This is a genomic window from Algibacter mikhailovii, from assembly GCF_014651495.1.
Classification (GTDB): domain Bacteria; phylum Bacteroidota; class Bacteroidia; order Flavobacteriales; family Flavobacteriaceae; genus Algibacter_E; species Algibacter_E mikhailovii.
In genome coordinates this window covers 68413-81265 of sequence record NZ_BMWZ01000006.1, presented here as the reverse complement: position 1 = coordinate 81265, position 12853 = coordinate 68413, and the positions used below count along the sequence as shown (strand labels likewise).

Below are 12853 nucleotides of genomic sequence, written 5' to 3'. Positions count from 1 at the left end.
GCTTTTTTTTGGGTCTTGACTCCATTTCTACTGAGCAGCTTCAATTTCATCAACTCTAGCCTTCATTTCTTTATACTTATCAGTCTCTCCAAGGATACTATAAATATTCATTAATGTTTTAGCGGCATTAATATTCTTTGGTGCATATTCTAATGCTTTTGTTAAATAAGGAATAGCATCTCTATATAACTGCTGACGTTGCTCCTTTAATTCATCATAACGCTTATTATCAGCAGAAGAATTACCTAAACCATTCATTTCTTCAATTAGAGCTTGCTCACCTCCTAAAATTAAAGCAGACAAGTTAATATATGCATTGATATATTCTGGATCAAGCTCAATAGCTTTTTCATAATGAGCTCTTGCCTCTTCTGGTTTTTTCGCTTCAGCTGCAATTACACCTAAATTGTACCTCAATTCTGCATTATTCGGATCTACTTCGATAGCTTCCTTAAGCAATCTACTAAACTCTTCCATATTCCCCATTTTAAACTGCACATTGGCTTCTGATAAAATGAGATTAACATCATCAGGATTACTCGCTCTAGCCTCTTTCATAGCTTCTATAGCTTTTTCGTTATCCCCATTATTAATGTATATAAGCGCAACATTTTTTACAATCTCACCTCTTTTAGATTCCGTTTTACGCGTAGCTGGTTTAATATGCGTACCTGATTTTACAGATAAATCTCTTAGGTTCTCATTCTGAAAAACCTCTATTTCTCCGTCCTCTTTACCAGTAGCAATATACTCTTCTTGAATTCCTGTATACCCCAAATCTTTTAATTTATTATAAAGCACTAAAGCTCTATCATAATCAGGCACACTCACAGCTGTAGCTGCTGCATAATACAAATAAATAGTATCTTTTGTATTTAAGTCATAAGTCTTTTCGAAATATTTAGAAGCTCCACCAAAGTCTTTTGCCTCATAATTCTTGTTTCCTTTTTGTAAAAAATCATTGGTCATCTGAGTCTTTAATGCTGATTTCTCACTCCCATAAGAACTCTCAATATTATTAAGGTCCTCTAAAGCCATATCTATGTCTTCATCTGAGCCTTTTCCGTCTGCAAATAAGGCTACACTATGCAAATAATAATATTTGTCCTTAAGTTTCGGGTCCAATGACTCCAACATTGGCTTAACTGCATTTAAAGCTGTAATGGCATCTCCAAACGCTTTACCCTTGATTGCTTTTTCTGCAGCTTTTAACTCCTTTTTTTGCGCAAAAGAGAAACTTCCTATTGCAATTGCCAAAGCTATAATAATTTGTTTTTTCATTTTTTAATAATATTTAATTTAACTTTCAGTGTTATCGTTTTTATCTGAATTCTCAATAGTTGTGCCATCAACAGATGCATCGCCATCTTCAATGGTTTCATCAGTGCTTACTTCATCATCGTCATGCATGACTTTAGCTACTGCTGCAATGGAATCATTTCCTTTTAAATTAATCAATTTAACCCCCTGGGTTGCTCTTCCCATAACCCTAAGGTTTTCAATAACCATTCTAATGGCAATACCAGATTTATTGATGATCATTAAGTCATCGTTATCTGTTACACTTTTAATCGCTACAAGGTTACCAGTTTTCTCAGTGATTGAAATTGTTTTCACACCTTTACCACCTCTGTTTGTTATTCTGTAAACAGGCTCACCATCTTCTGGATCATCAATATAAGTTCGCTTACCATATCCGTTTTCAGAAACCACTAGTACAGATTCTTCTTGAGAATTCTCAATAGTAACCATACCAATCACTTCATCATTTTCATGGGCCAAAGTTATACCTCTTACTCCGGAAGCCCCTCTACCCATAGGTCTTGTTTTTGCTTCTTCAAATCGTATGGCCTTTCCTGATTTAAGCGCTAGCATAACTTGACTATTACCCGTCGTTAATTTAGCTTCTAACAACTCATCGTTATCTTTAATGGTAATGGCGTTAATACCATTTGTACGAGGACGAGAATACTGCTCTAATGACGTCTTTTTAACCTGTCCGTTCTTAGTCGCCATAATAACATAATGACTATTGATATAGTCTTCATCTTTTAAATCTTGCGTACAAATGAAGGCCATAACCTTATCATCTTGTTCAATATTTATTAGATTCTGAATAGCTCTTCCCTTTGATGTTTTACTACCTTCAGGGATTTCATAAACACGCATCCAAAAACATTTCCCTTTTTGCGTGAAGAATAACATATACTGGTGATTCGTCCCAATAAATAAATGTTCTAAGAAATCTTCATTTCTTGTCGTAGAGGCCTTTTGTCCAACCCCTCCTCTATTTTGTGTCTTATATTCATTTAAAGATGTACGCTTAATATAACCTGCATGAGAAATAGTTATTACCACCTGCTCATTAGGTATCATATCTTCAATACTTAAATCTCCCCCAGCATATTCTATAACCGAACGGCGTTCATCACCATATTTTTCTCTTACAACTTCTAATTCATTTTTAATGATATCCATACGACGTTCTTTCTTGTCTAGGATATCTTTCAAGTCGGTGATGGTTTTCATGATTTCCTCATACTCAGCCCGCAATTTATCTTGCTCTAAACCTGTTAACTGACGCAGACGCATTTCTACAATCGCCTTGGCCTGAATCTCAGATAATTTAAAACGCTCTATTAAATTAGCACGAGCTTCATCGGCATTAGATGAGGCCCTTATTATTTTGATTACCTCATCAATATTATCAGAAGCAATAATTAATCCTTCCAATATATGCGCCCGTTCTTCAGCTTTACGTAATTCATAAGTAGTACGTCTAACAACAACTTCATGTCTATGCTCAACGAAATAATGAATCAATTCTTTCAAGTTTAATAATTGAGGCCTACCATCTACTAAGGCTATATTATTAACACTAAATGATGATTGTAATCCTGTATACTTAAACAGCTTATTTAATACGATATTTGGGATGGCATCACGTTTTAAAACATAAACAATACGCATACCATTTCTATCAGATTCATCTCTTATCAGAGAAATACCTTCCAGTTTTTTATCATTTATCAAGTCGGCAGTCTTTTTAATCATATCTGCTTTATTGACTTGGTAAGGAATTTCATCAACGATAATACATTCGCGACCATTCACTTCCTCAATATTGGCTTTACCTCGCATTACAATACGACCTCTACCAGTATGAAACGCTTCTTTTACGCCATCATAACCATAAATGGTTCCACCAGTTGGAAAATCAGGTGCCTTAACATGTTGAATAAGTTCGTCAATTTCAATATCGTTGTTTTCAATATAGGCTATAGTACCATTAACAACCTCAGTTAAGTTGTGAGGCGGCATATTAGTTGCCATACCTACAGCAATTCCTGAAGCTCCATTAACTAATAATCCCGGTATTCTTGTAGGCAAAACAGTTGGCTCCTGAAGTGTATCATCAAAATTTAATTTATGATCTACAGTTTCTTTTTCAATATCTGCCAGCATGTCTTCAGATATCTTTTTCATTCGGGCCTCAGTATAACGCATCGCTGCAGGACTATCGCCATCAATAGACCCAAAGTTACCCTGTCCATCTACCAACATATAGCGTAAACTCCATTCTTGAGCCATACGCACCATAGCATCATACACTGAGGTATCACCATGTGGGTGATACTTACCTAAAACCTCTCCAACTATTCTTGCGGATTTCTTATGTGCGGAATTTGCTCTAATACCAAGTTCATGCATACCGTAAAGTACACGTCTATGAACAGGTTTTAACCCATCTCTTACATCGGGTAAAGCACGTGACACAATGACCGACATTGAATAATCAATGTAGGCTGATTTCATCTCATCCTCAATATTAATAGGGATCAACTTCTCTCCTTCTGCCATATATAATTTAATTTAATTTTAAGTATTTTTCAAAACATGCTAATATAACTATTTCAGTAGTCATGGTGAGATAAACAAGCGTAATTTTTCGTGTAATTTATTAACAATTTTTACGACTTTATTGGTTGATAAATATGCACGTTAAAATTTTGATTTTATAAAGATTTTTTCGTCAATTAGCGTTTTACGGACGAATTTAGGTATAGTTTTTGCCGTTAGTAAAATGTTTTATTATTTTTAATGCAGAAAGGACACAATTATGGATGATAATTTTTCACCAAGGGTAAAGGATGTTATTGCTTACAGCAAAGAAGAAGCACTTCGTTTAGGTCATGATTTTATTGGCACTGAACATTTAATGCTTGGCTTGCTGCGTGATGGCAGTGGCAGAGCTATAAGTATATTAAATGCCTTAGATATAGATTTAAATCATCTCAGACGGAAGGTTGAAATTTTAAGTCCAGCAAACCCAACGCTTACAGTAGCTTCTAATCAAAAGAAGAATTTACACTTAACTAGACAGGCGGAACGTGCCCTAAAAACAACTTTTTTAGAGGCCAAATTATTTCAAAGTTCCTCTATCAACACAGCTCATTTGCTCTTGTGTATTTTAAGAAATGAAAATGACCCCACTACAAAACTTTTAAATAAGTTAAAAGTTGACTACGATAATGTTAAAGAACAATTTAAATCTATGATTACAAACGATAATGATTACATAGAACCTAAGGCTGAATTTCAGGATGACGACACAACTTCTGGAGATGATGCTTCCAAGGATAGTATTTTTAATGCACCCGCTGGGAAGTCTAACAAGAAGTCTAAAACACCTGTTTTAGACAATTTTGGACGTGATTTAACGGCTATGGCTGAAGAAGGGAAGCTTGACCCTGTTGTTGGAAGAGAAAAGGAAATTCAACGTGTTTCTCAGGTTTTAAGTAGACGAAAGAAAAATAACCCCTTATTAATTGGTGAACCTGGTGTAGGTAAGTCTGCTATTGCTGAAGGCTTAGCCCTTAGAATAGTTAAAAGAAAAGTATCTCGAATCCTTTTTAACAAAAGAGTGGTTACTTTAGACTTAGCTAGTTTAGTTGCCGGCACAAAATATAGAGGACAGTTTGAAGAGCGCATGAAAGCTGTGATGAATGAATTGGAAAAAAATGACGATGTCATTTTATTCATTGACGAAATCCATACCATCGTTGGCGCTGGAGGAGCAACAGGTAGTTTAGATGCTTCCAATATGTTTAAACCAGCATTAGCACGAGGTGAAATACAATGTATTGGTGCAACAACTTTAGATGAGTACAGGCAGTATATTGAAAAAGATGGTGCTTTAGAACGTCGTTTTCAAAAGGTTATTGTTGAACCAACCTCAGTTGAAGAAACCATTGAGATATTGAATAATATCAAAGGGAAATATGAAGAACATCATAATGTTGATTATACTCCTGAAGCCATTAAAGCTTGTGTGAAATTAACCAATAGATATATGACAGAACGCTTCCTACCAGACAAAGCTATAGATGCGCTAGATGAAGCAGGGTCTCGAGTACATATTACTAATATTGACGTGCCCAAGCAAATAATAGAACTTGAAAAGGAGCTAGAAGCTATAAAGGAAACCAAAAATGCTGTTGTAAGAAAACAAAAGTATGAGGAAGCCGCGAAACTTAGAGATGATGAAAAACGCATTGAAAAAGAATTAGCTACAGCACAAGAAAAATGGGAGGAAGATACTAAGCAGCATAGAGAAATTGTCACTGAAGATAATGTTGCTGATGTTGTTTCTATGATGACAGGAGTTCCTGTTAATAGAATTGCACAAACTGAAATTAATAAACTTGCAGAATTACCTAATCTTATAAAAGGTAAAGTCATTGGCCAAGATAGTGCCGTAGCTAAAGTGGTTAAGGCAATTCAACGTAACAGAGCAGGCCTTAAAGACCCCAATAAACCTATTGGATCGTTTATCTTTTTAGGACAAACGGGTGTTGGTAAAACGCAATTAGCAAAAGTTTTATCAAGAGAACTGTTTGACAGTGAAGATTCTCTAGTAAGAATTGATATGAGCGAATACATGGAGAAATTTGCTATTTCAAGACTTGTTGGAGCACCTCCAGGCTATGTAGGCTATGAAGAAGGTGGACAGTTAACAGAGAAAGTAAGACGTAAGCCTTATGCTGTTATTTTACTTGATGAAATTGAAAAAGCACATCCAGACGTATTCAATATGCTATTGCAAGTGCTTGATGACGGTTATTTGACGGACAGTTTAGGACGAAAAATTGATTTTAGAAATACCATAATTATTATGACATCAAATATTGGTGCTCGTAAACTAAAAGACTTTGGTACTGGAATTGGTTTTGGGACAGCCTCTCAAAAAGCACAGGAAGACGCTAATGCAAGAAGTGTGATTGAAAACGCACTCAAAAAATCTTTCGCACCAGAATTCTTAAATAGAATTGATGATGTTGTTGTTTTTAATGCTTTAGAAAAAGAAGATATCAATAAAATTATTGATATTGAATTAGAAAAACTCTTAGCTAGAATCAAAAACTTAGGCTATAACTTAACGCTTACAGAAGAAGCTAAAGATTATATCGCAGAAAAAGGTTTTGATAAGCAATACGGAGCTAGGCCTCTTAAAAGAGCAATTCAAAAATATGTTGAAGATGCATTGGCCGAAGAGATTGTTGCTTCAAACTTACAAGAAAACGATAGCATCAAGATAGATTTAGACGGTAAAACCGATGAATTAAAAATAACTATTGAAAAGACTGAAAAGCCCACAGAGTCTTAAACAATAATAGTTTTAAATGACTTAAAATCCTACGTTCTTTATGAAAGTAGGATTTTTTTTTTTAAAACTGTAACAAATAAAAAATAAGGTAATCTATATTATAACAATTTGTTTTTTGTGACACTAACCAACTCAAATACAGAACAGCTCATTGAGCTTTGTAAAACCAAAAACCAGTCCGCTCAAATGGAGGTTTACAATAGGTATTATAAAGCGATGTACAATACAGCTTTTCGGATAGTTAAAAACAGTTTTGAAGCAGAGGACATCATGCAAGACTCCTTTTTACAAGCCTTTACTAAGATAGACACATTAAAGGATGTTAGTATTTTCGGGGCATGGCTAAAACGAATTGTAATAAACAATAGTATTCATCATTACAGGAAACAAATAAAAAGAAATGAAACCCCAATTGATGATTTATTGTACAAAATTGAAGATACAGGAGATGGCATACAAAGTGATTATGAGTTCACTAACATGAAAGCAAATCAGATATTAGAGGTAATGAAAACATTAAAAGACAATTATAGAATTGCCTTAACACTGAATCTAATTGAAGGTTATGATTATGAGGAAATTAGTAAAATTATGGAGATCTCTAATCAAAATAGTAGAACCATTATTTCAAGAGCCAAAACCAGTTTAAGACAGAAACTTGAAAAAGTTATAGCATATTAAATCAGAGAAAATGAGTAAAGATAGTTTAGATAATATATTCAAGAGTTTAGAGCATGACTTTGATATTGAAGTGCCTAAATCCGGACATGAAATGCGTTTTCAGGATAAATTAAATAATCAAAATAACAAGCAAACTAAGGTTATTAGACTAAACACTACCATTTGGAAAAGCTTTTTAGGCATTGCCGCTTCGATAGTACTTTTAATCACCTTGTTTATTGGAATTAATCAACAAGAAGAGGTTATAGACTTAGCCAGTGTTTCTCCTGAAATGGCAAAAACTCAGGACTTTTTTACGGCTTCAATTGACGAAGAATTAAAAAAGCTTCAAAAAGAATCGTCACCAGAGGTTCAAATTATAATTCAAGACGCCTTAAAACGCATTAAGCTCTTAGAAAATGATTACGAATCGTTAAAAATAGATTTAAAAAATAGCGGAGAAGATAATCGTGTAATATATGCCATGATTTCAAATTTCCAGAACAGAATTGACATCCTTCAGAATACTCTAGAGCAAATTAATATAGTAAAGCAATTAAACAATTCATCGAATGAGATTCCAGAATCTACAATTTAATCAACACGTAAAATTCGCAGGAATTAGAATTCACAACAATTAAAAAACGAACACATGAAACGAGTAATACAATTAAATATAGCATTAGTATTTTTTATACTACCTCTAATTTTGATGGCTTCAAATCCAAAAGAATTTAGCCATACAAAGTCAAAAACAATCAACAAAGAATTTGCAGTAAATAAGAATGCTTTACTGAAAGTAAACAATAGTTACGGCAATTTGGACATTGTAACTTGGGAAGAAAATAGAATCGTTTTTGAAATCACCATTACAGCATCAGGAAATAATGAAGAAAAAACTCAAGAAAAATTAAACGAAATAAATGTGAACTTTTCAGGCACACGGGATTTAGTTTCGGCAGAAACAACCTTTGGCAATAAGAAATCTGGATCCTGGTGGAATTGGGGAAGTAATAGTAAAATAAAAATGAAAATTAACTATAAAATCAAAATGCCAATAACTAATGCTGTCAACTTGAGTAATGATTACGGCAATATTAATTTAGGAAAGTTAAAAGGAAGGGCTCAAATTAGCTGTGACTATGGCAAGATTACCACTAAAGAATTAATGGGAGATAATAACCAACTTAGTTTTGATTATACTAAAGGTTGCTATTTTGAATATGTAAAAAGCGGAAAAATAAATGCCGATTATAGTGATTACACCTTGTCAAAAACTAAAGATATCACTATAAATGCAGACTATACCAACTCTAAAATTGAATTGGCTGAAGATGTTAGTTTTAATTGTGATTATGGAAATATTACTATTGATGCCGCCAATAACATTAACGGTAAAGGCGATTACTTAACAACCGTTATTGGTGACATATACAATGATGTAACCTTAAACGCAGATTATGGATCAATAAAAATAAAACAATTAACTGAAAATGCTAGAAATGTAACGATCAAGTCAGATTACGTGGGTATAAATATTGGCTACGTCAATGATTATAATTTCAATTTTGATATCAAGTTAGAATACGGATCCTTGAGAGATGATAACGATTTAGTTTTCATTAAAAAAAGAATAGAATCTACCGATAAATACTATAACGGCTACAGAGGCAATCAAACCTCAGGTAATACAATTTCAATAGAATCTGACTACGGCAGTGTTACATTAAAACAAAACTAATTCATCATTAATCATAAAAACGAACTCATGAAAACCTTAATTAAAAAACAATTAACCTTATTACTTTTAAGCTGTTTATTTATCGCTACCACACATGCGCAGTGGAAAAAGGTAAAAGGAAATGGAAATTCCACAACAGTAAAACGAACAACATCGGATTACAATGCTATTAATTGCTCGGGATCTATGGATTTTATTCTTGTTAAAGGAACAGAAGGTCAAATTACGCTACAAGGTGACGAAAACCTTTTAGACTATATAGTTACCGAAGTAAAAAATGGCGCCTTAATAGTAAAAGTAAAAAATGGTGTTAGCTTAAAAACGAGTTTTAATAATACAATAAAAATCACCATTCCTTTTGAAGACATTGAAGGGGTATCACTTTCAGGCTCAGGAGATTTATATAGTAATGATGTTATTGTAGCATCTTCATTAGATGTCGCCCTTTCTGGATCGGGTGATGTTGTACTAGACATAAAAACAGAATCTGTAGAAAGTGCTCTATCAGGATCTGGTGATATTACCCTTAAAGGCTCAACGAATAACTTAGAAACCAAAGTTTCTGGCTCCGGAGATTTCCATGGTTTTGATTTACAAGCCAATAATACTGAGGTCGCAGTTGCAGGATCGGGAGATGCTAAAGTAGTAAGTAATACCATGCTTAAAGCAAGAGTTTCAGGCTCAGGAGATATTAGATATCATGGTAATCCAGAAAGAGAAGACACCAAAGTTGCCGGCTCTGGTAGTATTAGCAACTAAATAAAATCATCAATCAAACATCAATCTATTAAAGTCTCATATAAAAAATGAGACTTTTTTATTTCAACAGTATGGTCTATTTGCTAATTGTGCTGTGTTTAGGCACCCTTAATAACAATACGATACCAATTAGAAAAAAGACAAACAAAAACAATATAGCTTCACGCATCGTACCCATAATCTGGTCAATACTAGCAAAAATAACCATCCCAATAACGATTCCTATTTTTTCTGCAACATCATAAAAACTAAAATAAGAAGTAGTATCATCGGTTTCTGGCAAAAACTTAGAATAGGTTGATCTTGCCAAGGATTGAATTCCCCCCATAACAAATCCAACAACAGCAGCTGCAATATAAAACTGCATAGGCGTATACATGGTATAGGCATAAAAACACAAGGCCATCCAAATGACGTTTAAAAAAATCAATGTTTTTATATTACCAAATTTCTCTGAAGCCTTAGAGGTTAAAAAAGCGCCCAAGACTGCAATAAGTTGAATAATCAAAATACTACCTATCAATCCAACGGTTTTGTCAGAATCACCACCCCAATCAATTTCTTCTTCTCCAAAATATACAGCCACAAGCATAATGGTTTGAACCGCCATACTGAAAACGAAAAAAGCATACAAATAACGCTTTAGCCTTAGATTTTCTTTTAACTGCTCCCACACTGCTTTTAACTCCCTTAAACCATTAAAAAGAACATCTTTAGTTACTTTATGACCAGAAGACACGCCTTTAGGTAAAAAATAAAATGAATATTGACTAAAAAATGCCCACCACACACCTACAGTTACGAATGATATTTTCATAGCTTCAAACGAAGCTGCATCCTTGGCTGATTTTAAAGCCGCACTAATCTCTGCTTCAGTACCTGTTGCTTTCAATGTATCCGAAATACCAATATCAAAACCAAAATACTGAGGCATCATTACCATAGCTAAATTTAAAATCAAGAGTAAAACACTACCTACATAACCTAATGAGAATCCTTTGGCGCTAATACTATCTTGCTGTTCTTCAAAGGCTATATCTGGCAAATAAGAATTATAAAAAACCAAACTCCCCCAATACCCAATAAGGCCCATAAAATAAAACAGTAAACTGAGATGAATACGCTCTAAACTAAACCAATAGAGCCCAATACAACCTACACTTCCTAAATAACAAAAAAACTTCATAAACGTTTTTTTATTACCTACATAATCTGCTATCCCCGAAAGCACTGGTGAGGTAATTGCCACGACCAAAAAAGTAAATGCAGTTACAAATGTTATTAAAGCTGTACTTTTAAACTCAAAGCCAAAGGCATAGACAGTTTTTATTTCTGTAAGAAAGAGAGCAGAATAAAAAATAGGAAATATTGACGATGCAATGGTAAGGGTATAGACTGAATTTGCCCAATCATAAAATGCCCAAGCATTAAGTAGTTTTTTGCTACCTTTTTCAAGTACTGCCATAAAAAAAAGCTGCTCTTTTGTAAGCAGCTCCTAAAGTAATCAAATATTTTTATTTGAACAGTCTGTAACTATTCTCTAAATTTTGAAACTCCAAATTTCTGAGCTTCAGCTGCAGCTGCGGGTGCCAAAGCTGTTAAATTAGCTATTCGTGAATCATTAGAAGGATGCGTACTCAATATTTCTGGTGGTGCTTGTCCACTACCACCGCTAGCCTTCATACGTTTCCAAAGTTGAGCAGCTTCTGCTGGATTATATCCAGCAATAGCCATTAAATATAATCCTATTTTATCAGCCTCTGTTTCATGACTTCTGCTAAAAGGTAGCATCACACCTAACTGAGATCCCACACCATAATATTGATTAAAGGCATCCCTTGCCTGATTGTCTTGAATAGCAATATTACCTGCTACTGCGCCAAATTGCTGTAACATGCCAGCACTCATACGCTGCTGTCCGTGATTAGCTAGTGCATGAGCAACTTCATGCCCCATGATGGCAGCTACACCGGTTTCACTTTGAGCAATTGGTAAAATACCTGTATAAAAAACAATTTTTCCACCGGGCATACACCAGGCGTTTACTGTTTCATCATCTACTAAATTATATTCCCATTTATAATCATTTAGATAACTATGGTGTCCATTAGCACTCAACCATCGCTCAGCAGCCACTGCAATTCGTTGCCCAACGCGGGTTATCATTTGAGCATCTTTGGTCCCTGTAATGACCTTGTTTTCGGTTAAAAACTGATCATATTGCGCAAAGGCTGTTGGAAATAGTTGGTCGTTTGAAACCAATGCAATAGTTTGCTTTCCCGTAAAAGGGTTTGTAGCACATGAAACTGCAATTAGGACGAATCCAAATACTAATACTATTACTTTTAATTTAGTCATTGAAAAATTAAATTATAAAAACCCAACGCCTTACAGGCAAAAATATTACACGTATGACAATTATTATGTCAGGATAAATATAAAACATATTTGTATTTTACTGTCATGTAACGCACTTAATATCGACTATTCTAAAAAAAGTTATGAAAAAAATATTCATATTATCTATCGCTCTTATCATGTCTAGTTGCAATGGCAATTCTCAAAAGGCCTCGCAAAAGGAATATGCCATATCAAAAACAGAAGCAGAATGGAAAACACAATTAACCAATGCTGAATATACTGTTTTACGCCAGGCAGGAACCGAACGTGCTTTTAGTAGTCCGTTAAATAAAAATTACAAACCGGGTATTTACGTATGTAAAGCGTGTGAGACGCCTTTATTTAAAAGTAAGCACAAGTACGATTCGGGAAGTGGATGGCCTAGTTTTGATAGAGAAATTATGGGTAATGTAGCATTTTCTACCGATCATAATTTAGGATATGCCAGAACAGAAGAACATTGCGCAACATGCGGCAGTCACTTGGGACATGTTTTTAATGATGGGCCAAGGGAAACTACTGGTAAAAGACATTGTATAAATGGTGTTGCCCTAAAATTTATTGCAAGTAAATAATTGTATTATTGTGTAACCCTATTGGTTAATAAAACGCAGACAAGTAACAAT

General features: G+C 34.3%; 10 protein-coding genes. 6 read left to right on the top strand and 4 right to left on the bottom strand.

Annotation, left to right across the window (positions count from 1 at the left end; genetic code table 11):
* Window positions 1-27: 27 nt before the first annotated feature.
* Both IE051_RS13290 and gyrA read right to left on the bottom strand, forming a co-directional pair.
* Window positions 28-1281 carry a tetratricopeptide repeat protein gene (locus IE051_RS13290; protein ID WP_189361458.1) on the bottom strand — a complete coding sequence of 418 codons (1254 nt, stop codon included), beginning with the start codon at window positions 1279-1281 and terminating at the stop codon, window positions 28-30.
* Window positions 1282-1299: 18 nt separating this feature from the next.
* Entirely contained in the window at window positions 1300-3861 is a 2562-nt protein-coding gene (gene gyrA / locus IE051_RS13285; protein WP_189361456.1) for a DNA gyrase subunit A, read from the bottom strand.
* A gap of 259 nt (window positions 3862-4120) precedes the next feature.
* On the opposite strand from gyrA, the gene IE051_RS13280 reads away from it, so the two are divergent.
* From IE051_RS13280 to IE051_RS13260, 5 genes are all read left to right on the top strand, one after another.
* Window positions 4121-6667, top strand: coding sequence for an ATP-dependent Clp protease ATP-binding subunit (locus IE051_RS13280; protein ID WP_189361454.1), 2547 nt, complete (start codon window positions 4121-4123; stop codon window positions 6665-6667).
* 117 nt (window positions 6668-6784) lie between these two features.
* A complete protein-coding gene (locus tag IE051_RS13275; protein WP_229796811.1) occupies window positions 6785-7348 on the top strand; it encodes an RNA polymerase sigma factor in 564 nt (187 codons plus the stop codon).
* A gap of 10 nt (window positions 7349-7358) precedes the next feature.
* On the top strand, window positions 7359-7925 hold the full coding sequence (locus tag IE051_RS13270) for a hypothetical protein (protein WP_189361452.1): 567 nt from the start codon (window positions 7359-7361) through the stop codon (window positions 7923-7925).
* 54 nt (window positions 7926-7979) lie between these two features.
* Window positions 7980-9068 (top strand): DUF4097 family beta strand repeat-containing protein, encoded by a 1089-nt coding sequence (locus tag IE051_RS13265; RefSeq protein WP_189361451.1) that lies wholly within the window; start codon window positions 7980-7982, stop codon window positions 9066-9068.
* A gap of 27 nt (window positions 9069-9095) precedes the next feature.
* Entirely contained in the window at window positions 9096-9827 is a 732-nt protein-coding gene (locus IE051_RS13260; RefSeq protein ID WP_189361449.1) for a head GIN domain-containing protein, read from the top strand.
* Between the two features lie 76 nt (window positions 9828-9903).
* Here the strand turns inward: IE051_RS13260 and IE051_RS13255 are convergent, their stop codons facing one another.
* Window positions 9904-11292, bottom strand: a complete 1389-nt coding sequence (locus IE051_RS13255; protein WP_189361447.1) for an MFS transporter — start codon at window positions 11290-11292, stop codon at window positions 9904-9906.
* Window positions 11293-11360: 68 nt separating this feature from the next.
* On the bottom strand, window positions 11361-12185 hold the full coding sequence (locus tag IE051_RS13250; protein ID WP_189361444.1) for a M48 family metallopeptidase: 825 nt from the start codon (window positions 12183-12185) through the stop codon (window positions 11361-11363).
* 143 nt (window positions 12186-12328) lie between these two features.
* Between IE051_RS13250 and msrB the strand changes: the two genes are divergently transcribed.
* Window positions 12329-12802 carry a peptide-methionine (R)-S-oxide reductase MsrB gene (gene msrB / locus IE051_RS13245; protein ID WP_189361443.1) on the top strand — a complete coding sequence of 158 codons (474 nt, stop codon included), beginning with the start codon at window positions 12329-12331 and terminating at the stop codon, window positions 12800-12802.
* Window positions 12803-12853: the final 51 nt, after the last annotated feature.

What these genes read in the sequence shown, in the direction of transcription:
- IE051_RS13290 (WP_189361458.1), bottom strand. Translation starts at nt 1,281, where the DNA reads ATGAAAAAACAAATTATTATAGCTTTGGCAATTGCAATAGGAAGTTTC.
- gyrA (WP_189361456.1), bottom strand. Translation starts at nt 3,861, where the DNA reads ATGGCAGAAGGAGAGAAGTTGATCCCTATTAATATTGAGGATGAGATG.
- IE051_RS13280 (WP_189361454.1), top strand. Translation starts at nt 4,121, where the DNA reads ATGGATGATAATTTTTCACCAAGGGTAAAGGATGTTATTGCTTACAGC.
- IE051_RS13270 (WP_189361452.1), top strand. Translation starts at nt 7,359, where the DNA reads ATGAGTAAAGATAGTTTAGATAATATATTCAAGAGTTTAGAGCATGAC.
- IE051_RS13265 (WP_189361451.1), top strand. Translation starts at nt 7,980, where the DNA reads ATGAAACGAGTAATACAATTAAATATAGCATTAGTATTTTTTATACTA.
- IE051_RS13260 (WP_189361449.1), top strand. Translation starts at nt 9,096, where the DNA reads ATGAAAACCTTAATTAAAAAACAATTAACCTTATTACTTTTAAGCTGT.
- IE051_RS13255 (WP_189361447.1), bottom strand. Translation starts at nt 11,292, where the DNA reads ATGGCAGTACTTGAAAAAGGTAGCAAAAAACTACTTAATGCTTGGGCA.
- IE051_RS13250 (WP_189361444.1), bottom strand. Translation starts at nt 12,185, where the DNA reads ATGACTAAATTAAAAGTAATAGTATTAGTATTTGGATTCGTCCTAATT.
- msrB (WP_189361443.1), top strand. Translation starts at nt 12,329, where the DNA reads ATGAAAAAAATATTCATATTATCTATCGCTCTTATCATGTCTAGTTGC.